Genomic DNA, 19,577 nt, shown 5'->3' on the forward strand with positions numbered 1-19,577 from the left:
ACATCCGGGCAGCACAATGGCGGGCATGACCGTGCCGTTCGAGACCCCGATCACGCCGATGCTGGCCAAGGCCACTCCCGCGGTGCCCACGCCCGACGACACCAAGCGGTACTTGTACGAACCCAAGTGGGACGGCTTCCGGTGTGTTCTGGTGAAGGACGGGGACGAGGTCGAATTGGAGTCGCGTGGCTCCAAACCGCTCACCCGTTACTTCCCCGAACTGATCGAAGCGGCTCGTCGGCTGCTGCCGCAGCAGTGTGTCCTGGACGGCGAGATCGTCGTTCGCTCCGGCGCACCGGGAGCGCAGCGCCTGTCGTTCGAAGCGCTCGGACAGCGCATCCACCCGGCCGCCTCGAGGGTGACCAAGCTGTCGGTGGAGACACCCGCCGAGGTGATCTTCTTCGACTGCCTGTGGACCGGCGGCGACTCGTTGATGGAACAACCGTTCGCCGAACGCCGCTCCGCGCTGGCGGAGGCACTCGACGGTCTGCCCATCGACGGCCCCTTCCACCTGACCCGCGTGACCGAGGATCCACAGGTCGCGCAGCAGTGGTTCGAACAGTTCGAGGGAGCCGGTCTGGACGGCGTGATCGCCAAGGATGTCACCAGCCCGTACCAGCCGGGCAAGCGCACGATGCTGAAGATCAAGCACAGCCGCACGTGTGAGGCGGTGCTGCTCGGTTATCGAATTCACAAGAGCGGCAATGGAGTCGGCTCACTCCTGCTCGGGCTGTACGACGACGACGGCAACCTGCGCAACGTCGGCGGCATTCTTGCGTTCACCGCGAAGCGACGGGTGGAGCTGATCGACGAACTGTCCGACCTCGTGGTCACCGACGACGAGGGAGAGACGGTTCGTGGCGAGACCGACCGGTCGCGGTTCAGCAGCAACAAGGACGTGTCGTTCGTACGCCTTCGTCCGGAGCGCGTGGTCGAGGTGAAGTTCGATCAACTAGAGGGTTCTCGTTTCCGGCACGGCGTGACGTTCCTGCGTTGGCGGCCCGATCGCGACCCCGAATCGTGCCTGCTGGACCAGGTGGAGCGCGCCCCGGCATACGACCTCGGCGCGGTACTCAGCCGCTGATCATCACCGGACGAAGATCGGCGCCGGACCTCCCCCGAGGATCCGGCGCCGATCTCTTGCCCCCACGAACATCTTGTCGATCGGCAGCCGGGGTGACCATGGGGAGAACTCCCCATGGGCTACTCGGGCAGGCCCGACACAACCCGCCGGTCGAGTGGTGAGGCAGGGTTACCGACCGAGCGCGATCGAGACCTGGTTCCGGTGAACGTGAACCCGGCCGAATCGACAGCTCTTCATCGAAATTCGGGATCCGGCAGGTCGTTGCGTTTCTTGCTCGGTTGGACGCGGCGCGGCTCGCCGGGCATCTTCGGATAATCGGGAGGAAAGTTCAGTTCGCCGAGCCCACGTTCGTGAACGTCTCTGTCCCACAACGCGATCGCGGCAGCGATATCGCCGGGCTCGCCGCGATCGGCCCACGCATCACCTTCGGATTCGACGATGCCGGGAGCGGTGCGCACGGTGAACTCGCGCGGGTCGGCGTCCGCCAGCCGTTCCCAGGTGAGCGGCATGGAGACAGGAGCACCGGGCAAAGGACGTGGCGAGTACGCGCCGGCGATCGTGCGATCCCGGCACGCCTGGTTGAAGTCGACGAAGACTCGCTCGCCTCGTTCTTCCTTCCACCACGCCGTGGTCACCAGATCGGGCAGGCGGCGCTCGAGTTCGCGAGCGATACCGATGACGCCGTGGCGGACGTCGAGGAACTCGTGAGTCGGTTCGATCGAGGCGTACACGTGGACTCCCCGGTTGCCGGAGGTCTTCACTCGTGGTTGGAAGCCGAGTTCGGTGAGCAGGTCGCGCAACGGTAAGGCTGCTTCGACAGCATCCTTGAAACCGCGCCCGGGTTGCGGGTCGAGGTCGATGCGCAGTTCGTCCGGGTTGTCGTTGTCATCGGCGCAGACCGGCCACGGGTGGAAGGTGACGGTGTTCATCTGTGCACACCACACCGCGGCAGCCGGCTCGTCGAGCACCAACTGTGGGTGCTTGCGTCCGGAGGGGTAGGTACACATGACCGAGCGCATGTACTCGGGCACTCCGCGGGGTGGGTTCTTGGAGAAGAACTGCTCCCCCTCGATGCCCTCCGGGAATCGTTCCAGCGCAACGGGTCTGTTGCCGTTGGCGTGGATGAACGCCTCGCCCACGGCGACCAGATACTGCGCCAGATCGAGCTTGGTGATCCCGTCCTGGGGATAGATCAGTCGGTCCGGACTGGAGATCTTCACCGTCCGGACGCCGGTCGGTCCGTCGCCCTCGAGCATCACCGGCTTCGCAGCTGCCATGTATTCACCCTAGGGGCCTGGCACGCTGGCAGCCCAGGTGTTCCGATCCGCGGTTTGCACAGTTGGGCCCGGCGACTTTGCCATTTCATGACCGAACCGTTGCCGGACATTCACCGACACCGGAGGGGACGGACGTCGGGGCGACCTAGCGTCGGAAAAGCCCCAGCCCAAGCCCCAGCCAAATTCCCCCGGAGTGCCCCGATGCCTTCTCGTTCGTTGTTCCGCCTCGCCGTGGCAGGCTCTGCCGCCACCCTCGCCGCCGCAGGCGCGGTGTCACTTGCGCCCTCTGCTCAAGCCGTCTCCTCGTCCGTCGTCATCTCGGAGGTGTACGGCGGTGGCGGCAACTCCGGCGCCGTCCACAACAGCGACTTCGTCGAGCTGTACAACCTCAGTGGCGCGCCGGTCGAGCTGAGTGGCTGGAGCGTCCAGTACTGGTCGGCGAACGGCACCACCGCCCAGCGCACCCCGCTGAGCGGCAGGGTCGCGCCGGGCACGAGCTTCCTGGTCAAGGAAGCATCCGGTGCGAACACGTCGGCCGCTCCCCTGCCCACGCCGGACGTCGTCGGCACCATCCCGATGAGCGCATCGGGTGGACGGGTCGCGATCGTCGACCCCTCGGGCAAGGTCGTCGACCTGCTCGGATGGGGTAGCGCCTCTACCGCAGAGGGCAGCCCGGCTGCCGCCACCTCCAACCCGACGTCCGTCGCACGCACCTCCACGTGCACCGACACCGACAACAATTCGGTCGACTTTGCCGTGGGCTCCCCAAGTCCTCGCAATTCCGCTGCCGGACAACAGGACTGCAGCCCGACGCCGCCCGACGACGGCACCGTCGCAACGGTCGCGCAGATCCAGGGCAGTTCACACACCTCCCCCCTGGCCGGCACGAAGGTCAAGGACGTCGAGGGTGTCGTCACCGCGGTCAAGAGTTCCGGCTTCTGGATCCAGTCGCTCACTCCGGACGGCGACGACTCGACCAGCGAAGGCGTCTACGTCTTCACCCGGACGGCACCGACGGTGAAGGCGGGCGACAAGGTTTCTGTTGTCGGTACCGTCGCCGAGTACCGCCCCGGCGGCTCGGGCGGCACCACCAACCTGACCACCACCGAGATCGACGGTCCGACGGTCACCGTCACGGGCACCGCTGCGCTGCCCGCGCCGGTCGTGCTCGGCGTCGACCGCGTCGCTCCGCAGCAAACGATCTTCGCCGGCGACCCCGGCAACATCGAACTGCCCGGCGTCCCGTTCGAACCCGCGCAGAACGCCATCGATTTCAACGAGTCGATGGAAGGAATGCGTCTGGCACTGAAGGACGCTCGCGCTGTGGGACCGACGAACACGCGCTACGGCGAAACCCCGGTCGTTCCCGGCCAGAACGTCGACGCGGTCAACTCGCCCCGCGGCGGCGTCGTGTACAGCTCCTATGCCCACCCCAACGCCATGCGGCTGATCCTCAACGACTCGCTCGTCAAGGGTCAGATCGGTGCGGCGAACGTCGGCGACGTGTTCAGCGGCACCACGACGGGCGTCCTGGACTACTCGTTCGCCAACTACACCCTGCTCGCGACCGACCCCGGCACGCTGACCGACAATGGCCTGCAGCGTGAGGTCACCGCGTCCCCGCGCGGCAACGAGATGGCTGTCGGGACGTTCAACGTCGAGAACCTCGCGCCGTCCGACCCTGCGGAGAAGTACTCACGGCTGGCCGGACAGATCGTCACCAACCTCAAGTCGCCCGACATCCTGGCGCTCGAGGAGATCCAGGACAACAGCGGCTCTCGCAACGACGGCACGGTCGACTCGACCGCGACCAGCGACACGCTGATCGCCGCCATCAAGGCGGCCGGCGGACCGGCGTACGAGGCCAAGTGGGTCAATCCGAACAACCTGACCGACGGTGGCCAGCCGGGAGGCAACATCCGCCAGGTCTTCCTGTTCCGCACCGACCGAGGCGTCTGGTTCGTCGACAAGTCCGGTGCAACCGCGAACACCTCGACGGACGTCGTCGGCACCGGCCGCGGCACCTCACTGACCCAGTCTCCGGGACGCATCGACGTCGGCAACGCCGCGTGGGACAACTCGCGCAAGCCGCTGGTCGGACAGTTCAGCTACAACGACCGCAGTGTGTTCGTCATCGCCAACCACTTCGCATCCAAAGGTGGCGACGACCCGCTGTTCGGCCGCTTCCAGCAGCCGGTGCGTGGTTCGGAGGCCCAGCGACACAGCCAGGCACAGGTCGTGCGTGGATTCGTCGACAAGCTGCTCGCCGCCGACCCGAACGCGAACGTCATCGTCCTCGGTGACATCAACGACTTCGAGTTCAGCCGCACCACCGACATCCTGGTGGGGTCCGGTTCGAGCGCACTGACCGATCTGCCGCGGACGCTGCCGGCGCCCGAGCGGTACACCTATGTGTTCCAGGGCAACAGCCAGGTGCTCGACCACATCCTGCTCAGCCGGAACCTGGTGCGCACGATGGCCAACAAGCGCTACTCCTACGACATCCTCCACACGAATGCCGAGTTCCACAACCAGGATTCCGACCACGACCCGCAGATCGTCCGTCTGCCGGTGCAGGTGACCCGCTGACCCGCAGTTGCGACACATCGACGCGGGCCGGGCGGAATGATCCGCCCGGCCCGCGTCGTTGACGCAGAGGCAGACCGGACAAGGAGAGTGGACCAATGACGAAGGTGACCAAGTCGGAGCAGGAGTGGCGTGAGCAGCTGAGCCCGATGGAGTATGCGGTGCTGCGCGAGGGCGGTACCGAGCGCGCGTTCACGGGCGAATACACCGACACCGAGACCAAGGGCATCTACAACTGCCGGGCGTGCGGTGCGGAGTTGTTCCGCTCGACGACGAAGTTCCACAGCCACTGCGGTTGGCCGTCGTTCTACGCGCCGTCGGGCGACGACAACGTGCGCCTCATCGAAGACCGGTCGCACGGCATGGTGCGCACCGAAGTGCGTTGCGGCAGTTGCGATTCCCACCTCGGGCACGTCTTCGAGGGCGAGGGTTACGCCACCCCGACCGACCAGCGCTACTGCATCAACTCGGTGTCGCTCACCCTGCAGCCGAACGACTGAACGACCGCATCGACGATCAACACCGACGAACAGCAGAGCCCCGGACGATCCCGGGGCTCTGCTGTTGGTTCGGTGTGGTGCTGGTCGTCAGCGCAGTCGCTGCGCGAAGTTGGTGATCGTGGTCTGCGGACCGGTGAAGAACGGCACTTCCTCGCGCACGTGGCGACGCGCGTCGACCGCGCGCAGTTCGCGCATGAGGTCGACGATGCGGTGCAGTTCGTCGGCTTCGAACGCCAGCAGCCACTCGTAGTCGCCGAGGGCGAACGCCGAGATGGTGTTGGCGCGCACGTCGCCGAAGTCGCGGGCGGCCTCACCGTGTTCGCGCAGCATGCGGCGCCGCTCGTCCTCGGGCAGCACGTACCAGTCGTAGGAGCGCACGAAGGGGTAGACGCAGATGTACTTGCGCGCAGCCTCGCCGGACAGGAAGGCCGGCACGTGGCCGCGGTTGAACTCCGCGGCACGGTGCAGCCCGACGTTCGACCATACGCCGTCGAAACTGCGACCGAACTCGGTGGCTAGGAAGCCCCGGTAGGCGTCCTGGAGTTGCTCGACGGTTTCGGCGTGCCACCAGACCAGCAGGTCGGCGTCGGCGCGCAGGCCGCCCACGTCGTACATGCCGCGGACGGTGACACCCGACCTCTCCAGGCCGGCGAAGAACTTCTCGGCCTCCTTGACGGCCTTCTTGCCCTCCGGCTTCGGGCGCTCCGCCTTGAACACCGAGTACATCGCGTAGCGGATGCTGGCGTTGATCGCTTCCGCCTCGGCCTCGGTGGGCTGGCGGTGCACGTCGTGTTGCTGGTCGGTCATGAGCGTCCTTCGTTGGGTTCGGATGGGTTCAACTGATCCAGCACAGTACGGGCAGCGGTGCGACCCGAACCGATGCAGGCCGGGATGCCCACACCGTCGTAGGCTGCCCCGGCCACGGAAACCGCTGGAAGACTTGCGAGTTCGCGTCGCAAGCGGGCGACGAGGTCGATGTGCCCGGTGGCGTACTGCGGCAGGCCGCCGCCCCAGCGCCGCACGTGCGCGGCCACCGGAGTCGGCAAGGGACCGAGCGCCGTCCGCAGTTCGGCGAGGCCGTCGGCGGCGAGCAGCGCGTCGGGGCGACGCAGTGCCTCGGTCTCGCGGAAACGGCCCGCGGAGACCCGAACGAAGACCAGGTCGGGGCGTTCCTGCGCCAGCCAGGGCCACTTCACCGAGCTGAACGTCGAGGCCTTGATGCGGCGCCCGTCGACCGGCGGCACGAGGAAGCCCGACTGCTCCCCCAGCAACTCGCGCGCCGACGCGGGGAAGGCGTACGTGACCACGGCCATCGACGCGTACTCGATGGCGCGCAGTTCGTCGCACGCCCCGGGTGCGAGGGTCGCCAGCAGCTTCGCGGACGAGGGTGCGGGGGTGGCGAGCACGATCGCGTCGGCGTCGAAGGTGGTGCCGTCGCCGAGCACGAGCCGCCAGCGTCCGGCCTGCTCGTCGCGGTCGATGCCGGTGACCAACGTGCCGACCCGCACCTGCGCCCCCGCCGCGCGCAGCGCCTCGCTGAGCCGGGTCGGGAGCGAGCCGATTCCACCGCGCAGTCCGACGAAGACCGGCGGCTGGTCGGCTGCGGCGACGGCGGGTTGGCGGGAGACCGCAGCGGCCGTGCCCCCCAGCGAGTTGCCGTGCTGCACAGCGTCGTACAGGGCAGGAACACACGCCCGCAGCGACAGATAGCGGGCGTCGCCGGCGTAGACGCCACCGAGCAACGGCTCGACGAGTCGGTCGACCACGGCCGGTCCGAAGGCCTGCTCGACGGCATCGCCGACCGAGATGTCGCCACCGGTGTCGAGCCGGACGGTCTGTTCGTCGGCCGCGCGGGCGACCTCGGCGTCGCCGAGGAGGCCGGCGAGCGTGCTCGCATCGGAGGGCACACCCATCAGCGTGCCCTTCGGCATCGCACGCAGCGCGCCGCGGCTCCAGATCGACGCACCGACCTGGGCGGGCGGGCTGGGCGTGAGATCGAGTTCGGCCAGGAGTTGCTGCACCTCCGGGCGACGACCGAGCATCGACTCGGCGCCGACGTCGACGGGCGTGCCCGCGACGTTCTCGGTGCGCAGTTTGCCGCCGACCCGGTCGGTGGACTCGAACACTGAGACGCAGGCTCCGGAGCCGACAAGCTCCCACGCGGCACTCAGGCCCGCGATTCCGCCTCCGACGACGGCTACATCGACCACGTGACTCAGTTTCCCACGTCCGGCGAACGACTCCGACACGGGGTAGTAGCTACTCGACGCACCCGCTGTTCTCGGCCGCCGTACGCAGGGCCGGCAGCACCTTGTCGATCTCATCGGGACGCAGCGTGAACGGCGTGCGCAGGAAGGAATCGAGCCCGCGACCGTCGACCGCGAAAGCCGAACCGGGCAGCATCAGCAGGCCCTCGCGTTCGGCGGCAGCGGCGAGCGCATTGCCGCGTGGGCGCGGCAGACGCCACCAGATGCTGAGTCCGCCGGACGGCGCAACGGCCCGCCAGCCGCACTCGATTCCGAACTGCCACAACCGATCCCGGCTCCCCCGCAGCATCACGCGCATGTCGGGGTGCAGCCCGGGCCGGGTGCGCAGCAGCTCGTCGAGGGCAAGTTGTTCGAGCACCGGCGACCCCAGGTCGAAGCTGCGCCGGGCGGCCGACAACGCACCCACGAGCTGACGCGGCGCCCGGATCCAGCCGAGTCTCAGCCCGCCCCAGTGCGTCTTGCTGGCCGATCCGATGGTGATGACACCCGGGTGGTGCGCCGCCATCGGGCGCACCTGCGGTTCGTCGTCCAACCAGGTCTCGACCAGCGTCTCGTCGACGATCGCGGTTGTGCCATGACGTTTCCAAATGCAGGCAAGCTCGGCTCGGCGCTCCTCGTCGGCCAGCAGGCCCGTCGGGTTCTGGAAGTCGAGCACGACCAGGCACGCGTTCACCCGCGCCAAGGCATCGTCCATGGCCGCCGGGTCGGCCACCGGCACACCGACCGGGCGCCGCCCGACACCTCGCATGGCCTGGACGGTGTTGGGGTATCCGGGGCTCTCGAGCAGCACCGCCGAGCGCGGGTCGGTGAGCGCGGTGAGGGCGATGCCGACCGCGGAACTCGCGCCCGCCGTCACGACGACCTGGTCGGCGCCGGTGGGCACCCCGCGGTCGGTGTAACGCTGCGCGATCGCCTCGCGCAGGTCGGGGATGCCGAGCGAGTAGTAGCCGCGGCCGGCGGTGAAGCGCGGCAGTTGGTCCAGACCCTTCTCGAAGGCCGCCTGCAGACCCGGGGTGGCCGGGGGCGCGGCCTGCACCAGGTTGAGCAACCGCGGGTCGGCCGGACGGTCGTCGAGCGGTTCGGCGTCACCCTCGTCGGGCCGGCCACCGGGCAGCACGATGGTCGTGCCGGAACCCTGGCGAGCGCGGGTGTATCCGCGTTCGGCGAGCACGGCGTAGGCCTTGGTGATCGTGGTGCGCGAGACTTGGAGCGCCGGTGCGAGGTCGCGCTCGCCGGGCAGTCGGGTGCCGTGCATGACACGTCCGTCGGCGACGGCAGCGCGGATGCCGTCGGCGATCCACAGGTACGCCGGGCCGTCGCTGCGATCATCGCCGAGAATGGAGCCGAGCCGGCTCGCCGAGATGCGCATGCTCACAAAGCCACTGTCACACAAGTGGCTATGTAGAACAAGGCCACTTTCGGTCATGCTTGTCGACATGAGCACGACCGCTGCTGCGGACCGACCCGCACCCCGCCAGTTGGCGAACCTCTCCCCCTTGGCGCAACTGCGTGCCGGACGGCTGACCCGCCGCCTGGCCCAGCTCTTCGTGGGCCTGTCGATGTACGGCCTCGCGATGGCCATGATGGTGCGCGCCGGCGTGGGCCTCGACCCGTGGGACGTCTTCCACTACGGCGTCTCGTTGCACACCGACTGGTCGCTCGGTGTCGCGGTGATCGTGGTGAGCATTCCGGTGCTGCTGCTCTGGGCGCCACTTCGTCAGTGGCCCGGCTTCGGCACCGTCGCCAACGCCCTCTGGATCGGTGTTGCCACGGATATCTCGCTGCGGCTGCTGCCCACCGCGCACGGCCTCGCCGTGCAGGTGCCGCTGTTCGCGGCGGCCCTGGTGATGAACGCTCTCGGCGGCGCGCTCTACATCGGCAGCCAACTCGGCCCCGGGCCGCGCGACGGACTGATGACCGGTCTGCACCGTCGCACCGGCATCAGCCTGCGGGTGGTGCGCACCGGCATCGAGCTCAGCGTGCTCGGCATCGGCTGGCTGCTCGGCGGCATCGTCGGCGTGGGCACGCTCGCCTACGCGCTGCTGATCGGCCCGCTCGTGCAGTTGTTCCTGCCGGCCTGCATCGTCGACCTGCCCGAGCGACACACACCGACCGAGATCGAGTTGGCCGAGCGCGGCGACTGAGGATCACCGGCGGTCGTCGGCGGACCAAGCCTGCCGTCAATCGCCCGGTGGATACGTGACGTAGGTCTGCCCGGTGCGGCTGGTCCAGGCGTAGACGCCCTCGTCGGTCATCTCGTAGTCCCAGACGCCTCTGGTCTTCGCGTCGACGAACACTCCGGACTCATTGCGAACGGTACGCCGACGCGCCTGCTTGAGAGCGCCAGGCTCGAACTTCAGCAGCACCGCCTTCTTCGTGCCCTTGAGCCGCTGCGAACCCCATGTGTCGAAGCCGCGAGCGCTCAGCAACTGCCGTTCGATGCGCCCCGCCGTCTCGGTGGACGCGTTCACGAGTTCGGCGGCGACCGTCCTGTGCGGCCTGCGCCATCGACAACCTCGTTCTGGTTGTCTTGGGGCATGCAACCGATCGTCGACCGAAGCCTGCGCACCACCCTCGCGCTCGTCTCGGCGGGAGTGCTCAGCGTGTCACTCAGCGCTTGCGACCAGTGGAGCGCGAGTTGCGAGACCGACAACACCTGCAAGATCGAGATCACCGGAAACGACTTCTACAAGTTCCCGCGGCCGTACGCGGCCGACGACGGATCGGGGAAGGTCTTCGGCAAGAACGACCGCATCCGGCTCGTTCGCGCGAAGAAGGGCGGCGAGGCACTCATCCAAGCCGGCGGCGCCGACAACACCTGCGCCCAGGGCAGCAGCTTCAAGGTGGTCGACACCACCATCACCTGCGACGTCGTCGACGACGACCACGTCGAACTCACCAGCCGGCGCGCCTGACGAGCGCGGCTCACCCGCCGCTGCGTTGACTCAGCGTGCGGAGTGCTCGTGCACCAACTCGACCACCCGGGTGAGCATGTCGGGGTCCGTCGTCGGGAGCACGCCGTGGCCGAGGTTGAAGATGTGGCCACGCGCGGCCAAGCCGGCGTCGAGGATCTCGATCACCTTGTCGCGCAAGGGTTCCCACGGCGCGAACAGCAGCGCCGGGTCGAGGTTGCCCTGCACCGAGTAGTCGGGGCCGATCCGCCGGGCCGCCTCGTCGAGCGGCAGACGGAAGTCGACGCCCACGACATCGGCGCCTGCTGCGCCCATCGCCGGCAGCAGTTCTCCGGTACCCACTCCAAAGTGGATACGGGGGACGTCGAGCTCACCCAACGCCGACAGCACGGCCGCCGAATGCGGCTGCACGTACGTCAGGTAGTCGACGCGGCTGAGTGCACCGACCCACGAGTCGAACAACTGGATCGCGGAGGCACCGGCTTGCACCTGCACCTTCAGGAAGGTGGAGGAGATGCGGGCGAGCTTGGCGCACAACGCATTCCACGCGTCCGGGTCGCCGTACATCATCGCCTTGGTGTGTTCGTGGTTCTTGGACGGACCGCCCTCGACCAGGTAGCTGGCGAGCGTGAACGGCGCACCGGCGAAGCCGATCAGCGGAGTGCCGCCGAGTTCGGCGGTCAGCATGCCGACAGACGTCGCGATGTCGTCGATCTGCGAGGGGTCGAGTTCCGGCAGTGCGTCGACATCGGCTCGCGAACGCACCGGCGACGCAACGACGGGGCCGGTACCCGGAACGATGTCGAGGTCGATCCCGGCTGCGGCGAGCGGCACGACGATGTCGCTGAAGAAGATCGCCGCGTCCACCTTGTGCCGACGCACCGGCTGGAGCGTGATCTCGGTGACCAGTTCGGGTGTGCGGCACGACTGGAGCATCGGGACGCCCTCGCGCACCTTTCGGTACTCAGGCAGCGAGCGCCCGGCCTGGCGCATGAACCACACCGGGGTGTGGTCGACGGACTGGCCGCGAGCGGCACGGACGAGGGCGCTGTCGCGCGGGTCAGACGATGCAACGATCACGCCGCCGATCCTCCCACGACCGCAGTGGTGCTCAGCCCACGACCAACGCGATGCCGCCGAGCGTTGCTGCCACCCCCGCGACCTGGACCGGACGTAATCGCTCGTCCAGCAGCACCCGTGCCCAGATGAGCGTGACGACCGGGTAAAGCGATCCGAGAACACTGACCACGCTCACCATTCCCTGCGCAGCGGCGAAGCTGAACAGTGCGTTGGCTGCCAGATCGCCGACTCCGACGAGCATGATCATCGGCACATCACGGCGAGGCACCCGTGCGCCCACCGGGCCACCCGGCCAAAAGCGCCAGGCGAGCAGCAGAGCCGACACGCTCGCGATCCGCATCGCCCACAGTGCGGGGACGACGTCGACCTCGGCGGCGCGATCCATGCAGAACAGCGACAACCCGAACGCGACGGCCGCCACGAACGCGAGCAGCACCGGCGTCCGTCCGGCGCCGCCACCGAGCTCAGGACCGGATGCGAGCACCACGCCGAACAGCATGAGTGCCAACCCGATTCCGACCGCCACGCCGATCCGGTCACCGGTGGCCAGGCCCGCCGCGACCGGCACGACCGCACCCATCGAGGCGATCGGCGAGACGACGCCCATGGTGCCCATCGACAGCGCGGCGTAGAAGCAGACCAGGCCGACCGCGCCGGTCAGGCCGGCCAACGCCCCGTAGAGGTGCCAGGGCCCGTCCGCGATCGCGGCGCCCTGCGCGACCCGGACGCCGAGCACGACACACATCGTGAGCAGGCCGCCGATCTGCGCCACGGCGACGACCCGGACGGCGGCGATGCGCTTGGCGAACAGACCGCCCGCGAAGTCCGAGGTGCCCCAGACCAGACTGGAACCGAGAGCCAGGAGAGCGACCATCCGCCCATCCTGCTGCACCCGTCCGGGCTCACGGCGTGCCGTTCCGCGATTCGTAGGCATGTTCGACATACCCTCGACGACGTGGGTTCGAAGAATGCCAGCAGCGACATCGGGTCGCACTTCTCTCGCGTCGTCCGCGAGCTCGAGACCGTGCGCCTTCGGCCCGAGGTCAGCCTGACCGAGGTTCCGGCGCCCGGGCGCATCGCGCCGTACTCCGTCGCCATGACCGCCGAGGTGGCGAACTCCCCCGACGACGACGAACTCGCCTCGGGACGCTTCGTCGTGCTGCACGACCCCAGTTGCCCCGAGCCCTGGGCAGGCGCCTGGCGCATCGTCACCTTCGCGCGCGCCGAACTGGAACCGGAACTGGCGTCCGACCCGATGCTCGGAGAGGTCGGCTGGACCTGGCTGATCGACTCCCTGGCCGAGGCCGGCGCCGAGTTCACCGCCGAGGCCGGCACCGTCACCCGCGTCCTGTCACAGGGCTTCGGTGGCCTCGCCGACAACGGCACCACGGTCGAGATGGAGATCCGCGCCTCGTGGACCCCCACCACCGAGGACCTCACGTCTCACCTGCAGGCCTGGGGTGCGATGTTGTGCACGATCGCCGGCCTGCCCCCGCTGCCCGAGGGCGTCGTGGCGCTGCCGGGGCAGCGTCGATGACCGACGACGTCGCCGAACCCGCCACCTACCCACTGCTGGCCGCCCCCGCTGACGGGGTCCCGGCGGTCGTCGACACCGAACGCGCGCTGACGCAGACTGCGAAGGCGCTCGCCGGCGGTGAAGGTCCGGTCGCGATCGACGCCGAGCGGGCGTCCGGGTTCCGCTACGGAAACCGTGCCTATCTCGTCCAGATCCGCCGGGAAGGATCCGGCACTCACCTGATCGACCCGATCGCCTGCCCCGATCTCAGCCCGGTGCAGGACGCGATCGCCGACGTCGAGTGGGTCCTGCACGCTGCGACGCAGGACCTGCCGTGCCTGGCCGAGGTCGGCCTGAAGCCGAGCCGCCTGTTCGACACCGAACTCGGCTCGCGGCTAGCCGGCATCCCGCGGGTCGGTCTTGCCGCGGTGATCGAGCACTACCTCGGCATGACACTCGCGAAGGAGCACTCGGCCGTCGACTGGTCCGAGCGGCCGTTGCCGCAGCCGTGGCTGTCGTACGCGGCACTCGACGTCGAAGTGCTGGTGCAGGTGCGTGACGCCCTGGCCGCCGACCTGCAGGAGCAGGGCAAGTGGGAGTGGGCTGAGCAGGAGTTTCACGCGCTGACCTCCTTCACCGGTCCCCCGGCGCGTCAGGATCCTTGGCGACGGACCTCCGGCATGCACAAGATCAAGAACCGTCGCGCGATCGCCCGGGTGCGCGAGCTGTGGCTCACCCGCGACACGATCGCCCAGCGCCGCGACACGTCGCCCGGACGCGTCCTGCCCGACGCACTCCTGGTCGAGATCGCCAACACAGCCCCCAAGACTCCGGCCGAGTTGCTTGCACTGCCGAGCGCCACCAGTCGGCGTGGACGCCCGCACACCGGCGTAGCCCGTCACCAACGCGATTGGTTGGAGGCGGTCCGCCGAGTCGGTTCGATGGCGGACGCCGACCTGCCGCCGGCGACCGTCCGCAGCGACGCACCTCCGCCGCCGCGGGTCTGGGCCGACCGCGACCCCGTCGCAGCAGCCCGCCTGACCAAGGTGCGTGACGATCTCGCGGTCTTCGCCGAGGAGCACAATCTGCCGGTCGAGAACATCCTCACCCCCGACCACCTGCGCCGAGTGCTCTGGGATCCCGCGAATCGCCTTGATGCACAGACGATCTCGGCCGAGTTGACCCAGCTCGGAGCGCGGCCCTGGCAGATCGAGGTCGTCACCCCGATGATCGTCGACGCGGTTTCCGCCGACCTGCCTACCAGCCAGTAACAAATCGGGTTAGAGTCGTCCTGACCTATCGACTCATCCCGGGAGGCACTGTGCCCCGCACGCTTTCCGAGGTCGTCTTCGTCGACGGCGTTCGTACGCCGTTCGGCAAGGCCGGCGAGAAGGGCATCTACGCCCAGACCCGCGCTGACGACCTCGTCATCAAATGCATCCGCGACCTGCTGCGCCGTCAGCCCAATCTGCCGCCCGAGCGCGTCGAGGAGGTCGCGATCGCGGCCACGACGCAGATCGGTGACCAGGGCCTGACCCTCGGCCGCCTGGCCGCCTTGCTGGCCGGCCTACCCAAGACCACTCCCGGCTACTCCGTTGACCGCATGTGCGCCGGTGCGATGACGGCCGTCACCAACACCGCGTCCAGCATCGCCTTCGGCGCCTACGACATCGCCATCGCCGGCGGCGTCGAGCACATGGGCCGCCACCCGATGGGTGAGGGCGTCGACCCCAACCCGCGCATCGTCGCCGAGAAGCTGGTCGACACCTCTGCACTCGTCATGGGCGAGACCGCCGAGAACCTGCACGACCGCTACCCCAGCATCACCAAGGAGCGCTGCGACAACTTCGCGGTCGCCAGCCAGAACAAGCTGCAGCAGGCGTACGAGGACGGCAAGATCCAGCCCGACCTGGTGCCCGTCGCGACGCGCCACGCCGACAAGGGATGGGGCCTGGCCACCGTCGACGAGCCGCCGCGCAAGGACGTCAAGCTCGAGGACCTCACGTCGCTGAAGACCCCGTTCCGTCCGCACGGAAACGTCACCGCCGGCAACGCGGCCGGCCTGAACGACGGTGCGACCGCCTGCCTGCTCGCCTCCGAGCGTGCAGCCACCGAGCTCGGCCTGCCGGTCGGCATGCGCCTGGTCACCTATTCGTTCGTGGGTGTGGAACCGGAGGTCATGGGTATCGGTCCGGTGCCGGCCACCGAGAAAGCACTCGACCACGCCGGTCTGAGCATCGACGACATCGGCCTGTTCGAGCTCAACGAGGCGTTCGCCGTGCAGGTGCTCGCCTTCCTCGAACACTTCGGCATCGCCGACGACGACAAGCGTGTCAACCCGTGGGGCGGTGCGATCGCGACCGGTCACCCGCTGGCCTCGTCCGGCGTCCGGCTGATGACGCAACTGTCGCGTCACTTCGAGGAGCACCCCGAGGTGCGTTACGGCCTCACCGCGATGTGCATCGGAATCGGCATGGGTGGGGCGGTCATCTGGGAGAACCCGCACCACGCCGAGTACGCCAGCTCGGTCGACAGCGAGGTCTCCAAGCTCCACTCGAACAACTCCGAAGAGGGTGTTGCCTGATGGCCGAGAACCAGAACCAGCACGCGGACGAGGTCGTCACCCACGTCCGTAGCCAGGACGTCGAGTTGCCCGGTGGTGCAGGCACTTTCGTGCTCCTGACGCTCGACAACGGGTTCGACCACACCAAGCCGAACAGCTTCGGCCCGGCCGGTCTCACCGAGCTCTCGGACGCGCTGGACGAGGCCGCCCGCCGCGCGGACGCAAAGGAGATCGTCGGCCTCGGCATCACCGGCAAGCCGTTCATCTTCGCCGTCGGCGCCGACCTCAAGGGTGTCGGCACGATCACCTCCCGCGACCAGGCGCTGGAGATCGCCCGTCAGGGTCACGAGACGTTCAGCAAGATCAGCGACCTGTCGGTGCCGACCTTCGCGTTCATCAACGGCGCCTCCATGGGTGGCGGCGTCGAGATCGCGTTGTACGCCGACTACCGCACGATCTCCTCGGACGTGCCCGCGTACGCCACGCCCGAGGTCTTCCTCGGTCTCGTGCCCGGTTGGGGTGGCACCTACCTGCTGCCGAACCTCATCGGTGTCGAGAACGCGCTCAAGCTGATCGTCGAGAACCCGCTCAACCAGAACCGCATGATCAAGGGCAAGGACGCCTTCGCCCTGGGTTGCGCGGACCGCCTGCTCGAGCCGGTCACCTTCCTGGAGGACTCGCTGGCGTTCGCCGAACGTGTCATCTCGGGCGAGGAGAAGGTCGAGCGCGGGTCGGTCGACACCGACGAAACCGCTTGGGACGCAGCCGTTTCGAAGATGCGCAAGACGGCGGACCAGCGCACCGGTCGCGCTGCCATCTCGGCGTACCGCGCGCTCGACCTCGTCGCTGCCGCTCGAACGGCGTCGCGCGAGGAGGCTTTCGAGGCTGAGAACCAGGCTTTGGCCGACCTCATCATGAGCGACGAACTGCGTGCCGGCCTGTACGCGTTCGACCTGGTGCAGCGCCGCGCCAAGCGTCCTGCCGGTGCGCCGGACAAGTCGCTCGCCCGCAAGGTCTCCAAGGTGGGCATCGTCGGTGCAGGACTCATGGCCAGTCAGATGGCGATGCTGTTCATCCGTCAGCTGAAGGTGCCGGTCGTGATGACCGACCTCGACCAGGAGCGGGTCGACAAGGGTGTGGAGTACGTCCACGCAGAGATCGACAAGCTCGCTGCGAAGGGACGCATCTCCCCCGACGGCGTGAACCGCTTCAAGGCGCTCGTCACCGGTTCCACCTCCAAGGACGGATTCGTCGACGCCGACTTCGTCATCGAGGCGGTGTTCGAACAGATGTCGGTCAAGAAGAAGGTCTGGGCCGAGGTCGAGGAGATCGTCACGCCGGAGTGCGTGCTGGCCACCAATACCTCGTCGCTGTCGATCACCGAGATGGCCGAAGACCTCAAGCACCCGGAGCGGGTCGTGGGCTTCCACTTCTTCAACCCGGTGGCCGTCATGCCGCTGCTGGAGATCATCCGCGGCGAGAAGACCGACGACGCTACTCTCGCAACGGCGTTCGCTGCAGGAAAGGGCCTGAAGAAGACCTGCATCCTGGTGAAGAACTCGCCGTCGTTCGTCGTCAACCGTCTGCTCGGGCGTTTCATGGGCGACGCGGGTCGCATGGTCGATGAGGGCACGCCGATCGAGACCGTCGAGAAGGCGTTCGCCGGCCTCACCCCGATGCCGCCGTTCATGCTGATCTCGTTGGTCGGTCCCCCGATCGCGCTGCACAACAGCGAGACCCTCGCCAAGGCCTTCCCGGACCGCTTCCGGGCGAGCAAGAACCTGGCGAAGGTCGTGGAGGCGAAGATCCCCTCGTTCTACGGCGCCGACGGGAAGATCGACCCGAAGGTCATGGAGCTGTTCGATGCTCCGTCCGACCCGAAGGAGCTCACCGCCGAGCAGGTGCGCGAGAGCGCGCTGGCCTCGATGGCCGACGAGATCCGCCGAATGCTGGACGAAGGCGTCGTTGCCGAGGTGCAGGACATCGACCTCGCCATGATCACCGGTGCGGGTTTCCCGTTCTGGAACGGCGGCATCTCACCGCTGTTGGACCGCACCGGCACCTCCGAGAAGGTCACGGGTTCGCGGTTCCTGGCTCCGGGCGTTGCCAGCGTGCCCACGTCCTGATCACATCTCGAGCGCGAAGGCGCGACCTGTCCCCGTGACGGGTCGCGCCTTTCGTGTCGAAGGGGTGATCAGCGTTACGCTGAACAAACTGCTCTGCATCCCGTCGATATCTCATATGTGAGATAGGCTCGCGGGGTGACTGAGGACTATCTGGTACGCGTCGGCCGCATCATTCGCGACGCGCGGCGCCACAAACAACTGACCCAGCACGAACTTGCAGCATCCTTGAACACCAGTCAGAGCGCCGTCGCGCGCATCGAACAAGGCAAACAGAACTTGAGTCTGGAGACGCTCGCGCGGATCGGACAGGCTCTCGACACCGAGGTGGTAACCGTGGCATCGAACACTCCCCTGAACCTTCGCATCGAAGGCGGGCGTCAGCTCTCGGGTGAGATCGACGTACGCACCAGCAAGAACGCCGCAGTCGCGTGTCTGTGTGCGGCCCTGCTGAACAAGGGGAAGACGACGCTGCGCAACCTTGCGCGCATCGAAGAGGTCAACCGCATCACCGAGGTGCTCGACTCGGTCGGCGTGAAAACCCGCTGGCTGCCGAACAGCTCCGACCTGGAGATCGTCCCGGGCGACACCATCGACCTCGATTCGATGGACGAGGCAGCTGCCCGCCGCACCCGCACGATCCTGATGTTCCTCGGCCCGCTGCTGCACGAGTACGAGAAGTTCAAGCTGCCGAACGCCGGCGGCTGCGACCTCGGTGAGCGCACCGTGGAGCCGCACCTGCACGCGCTGCGCCATTTCGGTCTCGACGTCGTCGCGACGCACGGTTACTACCACGCGACCGTCGACCGCGAGGTGCGCCCCAAGCGTGCCATCGTGCTCACCGAGCGCGGCGACACCGTCACCGAGAACGCACTGTTCGCGGCCGCCCGCCACGAGGGCACCACCATCATTCGCAACGCCAGCCCGAACTACATGGTTCAGGACCTCTGTTTCTTCCTGCGCGAACTCGGTGTCGAGGTCCAGGGCGTCGGCACGACAACCTTGACCGTCACCGGCGTCAAGGAGATCAACAAGGACGTCGAGTACCACCCGTCCGAGGACCCGATCGAGGCGATGTCGCTCATCGCAGCCGCGATTGTCACCAAGTCGCAGATCACCGTCAAGCGCGTGCCGATCGAGTTCATGGAGATGGAACTGGCTCAGCTGGAGGTCATGGGCTTCCAGTACGAGATGAGCCAGGAGTACCTGTCGAAGAACGGTGAGACCCGTTTGGTCGACATCACCACGATCCCGAGCGATCTGGTGGCGCCGAAGGACAAAATCCACCCGATGCCGTTCCCCGGCCTCAATATCGACAACCTGCCGTTCTTCGCCGTCATCGCGGCGACTGCGACCGGCAGCACCACGATCCACGACTGGGTGTACGACAACCGGGCGATCTACCTGATCGACCTCAACGCGCTCGGCGCGAAGGTCAAGCTGATGGACCCGCACCGCGTGCTCATCGAGGGCCCGACCCGTTGGCGCGCGGCCGAGGTCATGTGCCCGCCGGCGCTGCGTCCGGGAGTCGTCATTCTGCTGGGCATGCTCGCCGCACCGGGCACCTCGGTGCTGCGCAACACCTATGTCATCAACCGTGGCTACGAGGAGCTCGCCGAGCGCCTCAACGACCTCGGCGCGAAGATCGAGTCCTTCCGCGACTGAGCAG

General features: G+C 67.8%; 17 protein-coding genes. 10 read left to right on the forward strand and 7 right to left on the reverse strand.

The window, feature by feature from the left end:
- Positions 1-25: 25 nt before the first annotated feature.
- Positions 26-1,084, forward strand: a complete 1,059-nt coding sequence (locus ACYU8W_RS07770) for an ATP-dependent DNA ligase (RefSeq protein WP_499468028.1) — start codon at positions 26-28, stop codon at positions 1,082-1,084.
- 233 nt (positions 1,085-1,317) lie between these two features.
- Here ACYU8W_RS07770 and ligD read toward each other — a convergent pair whose 3' ends face one another.
- A complete protein-coding gene (gene ligD, locus ACYU8W_RS07775) occupies positions 1,318-2,361 on the reverse strand; it encodes a non-homologous end-joining DNA ligase (protein WP_499468030.1) in 1,044 nt (347 codons plus the stop codon).
- Between the two features lie 201 nt (positions 2,362-2,562).
- Between ligD and ACYU8W_RS07780 the strand changes: the two genes are divergently transcribed.
- Positions 2,563-4,950 (forward strand): DUF8508 domain-containing protein, encoded by a 2,388-nt coding sequence (locus tag ACYU8W_RS07780; RefSeq protein ID WP_499468032.1) that lies wholly within the window; start codon positions 2,563-2,565, stop codon positions 4,948-4,950.
- A gap of 95 nt (positions 4,951-5,045) precedes the next feature.
- A complete protein-coding gene (gene msrB, locus ACYU8W_RS07785; protein ID WP_499468034.1) occupies positions 5,046-5,447 on the forward strand; it encodes a peptide-methionine (R)-S-oxide reductase MsrB in 402 nt (133 codons plus the stop codon).
- Positions 5,448-5,534: 87 nt separating this feature from the next.
- Here the strand turns inward: msrB and hemQ are convergent, their stop codons facing one another.
- From hemQ to yczR, 3 genes are read right to left on the reverse strand one after another with little or no spacing between them, the layout of a single operon-like run.
- Positions 5,535-6,254 (reverse strand): hydrogen peroxide-dependent heme synthase, encoded by a 720-nt coding sequence (hemQ, locus tag ACYU8W_RS07790; RefSeq protein WP_499468036.1) that lies wholly within the window; start codon positions 6,252-6,254, stop codon positions 5,535-5,537.
- Complete coding sequence (hemG, locus tag ACYU8W_RS07795; protein WP_499468038.1) at positions 6,251-7,657, reverse strand: protoporphyrinogen oxidase; 1,407 nt, start codon at positions 7,655-7,657, stop codon at positions 6,251-6,253. The genes hemQ and hemG overlap by 4 nt, the downstream gene beginning before the upstream one ends.
- Before the next feature lie 49 nt (positions 7,658-7,706).
- Complete coding sequence (yczR, locus tag ACYU8W_RS07800) at positions 7,707-9,083, reverse strand: MocR-like transcription factor YczR (protein ID WP_499468558.1); 1,377 nt, start codon at positions 9,081-9,083, stop codon at positions 7,707-7,709.
- Between the two features lie 67 nt (positions 9,084-9,150).
- On the opposite strand from yczR, the gene yczE reads away from it, so the two are divergent.
- Positions 9,151-9,858, forward strand: coding sequence for a membrane protein YczE (gene yczE, locus ACYU8W_RS07805; RefSeq protein WP_499468040.1), 708 nt, complete (start codon positions 9,151-9,153; stop codon positions 9,856-9,858).
- 36 nt (positions 9,859-9,894) lie between these two features.
- On the opposite strand, the gene ACYU8W_RS07810 is transcribed toward yczE, so the two are convergent.
- On the reverse strand, positions 9,895-10,185 hold the full coding sequence (locus tag ACYU8W_RS07810; RefSeq protein WP_499468042.1) for a hypothetical protein: 291 nt from the start codon (positions 10,183-10,185) through the stop codon (positions 9,895-9,897).
- Positions 10,186-10,251: 66 nt separating this feature from the next.
- Between ACYU8W_RS07810 and ACYU8W_RS07815 the strand changes: the two genes are divergently transcribed.
- Positions 10,252-10,629: a hypothetical protein gene (locus ACYU8W_RS07815; RefSeq protein WP_499468044.1), complete on the forward strand. Its 378-nt coding sequence runs from the start codon at positions 10,252-10,254 to the stop codon at positions 10,627-10,629.
- Between the two features lie 30 nt (positions 10,630-10,659).
- On the opposite strand, the gene hemE is transcribed toward ACYU8W_RS07815, so the two are convergent.
- The gene (gene hemE / locus ACYU8W_RS07820) at positions 10,660-11,706 is read right to left on the reverse strand and encodes a uroporphyrinogen decarboxylase (protein WP_499468046.1); all 1,047 of its coding nucleotides are present in this window, start codon (positions 11,704-11,706) and stop codon (positions 10,660-10,662) included.
- A gap of 31 nt (positions 11,707-11,737) precedes the next feature.
- Positions 11,738-12,580: a DMT family transporter gene (locus ACYU8W_RS07825; protein WP_499468048.1), complete on the reverse strand. Its 843-nt coding sequence runs from the start codon at positions 12,578-12,580 to the stop codon at positions 11,738-11,740.
- Positions 12,581-12,661: 81 nt separating this feature from the next.
- Between ACYU8W_RS07825 and ACYU8W_RS07830 the strand changes: the two genes are divergently transcribed.
- The 5 genes from ACYU8W_RS07830 (at position 12,662) to ACYU8W_RS07850 (ending at position 19,573) form a co-directional block, all read left to right on the forward strand.
- Complete coding sequence (locus tag ACYU8W_RS07830) at positions 12,662-13,243, forward strand: DUF3000 domain-containing protein (RefSeq protein WP_141928155.1); 582 nt, start codon at positions 12,662-12,664, stop codon at positions 13,241-13,243.
- On the forward strand, positions 13,240-14,493 hold the full coding sequence (locus ACYU8W_RS07835) for a ribonuclease D (protein WP_499468050.1): 1,254 nt from the start codon (positions 13,240-13,242) through the stop codon (positions 14,491-14,493). Before ACYU8W_RS07830 ends, ACYU8W_RS07835 begins: the two co-directional genes overlap by 4 nt.
- Before the next feature lie 50 nt (positions 14,494-14,543).
- Complete coding sequence (locus ACYU8W_RS07840; RefSeq protein ID WP_129623968.1) at positions 14,544-15,806, forward strand: thiolase family protein; 1,263 nt, start codon at positions 14,544-14,546, stop codon at positions 15,804-15,806.
- Positions 15,806-17,911, forward strand: coding sequence for a 3-hydroxyacyl-CoA dehydrogenase NAD-binding domain-containing protein (locus ACYU8W_RS07845; RefSeq protein WP_499468052.1), 2,106 nt, complete (start codon positions 15,806-15,808; stop codon positions 17,909-17,911). Before ACYU8W_RS07840 ends, ACYU8W_RS07845 begins: the two co-directional genes overlap by 1 nt.
- 135 nt (positions 17,912-18,046) lie before the next feature.
- The gene (locus ACYU8W_RS07850; RefSeq protein ID WP_499468054.1) at positions 18,047-19,573 is read left to right on the forward strand and encodes a UDP-N-acetylglucosamine 1-carboxyvinyltransferase; all 1,527 of its coding nucleotides are present in this window, start codon (positions 18,047-18,049) and stop codon (positions 19,571-19,573) included.
- Positions 19,574-19,577 lie beyond the last annotated feature (4 nt).

The organism is Yimella radicis, assembly GCF_054778255.1.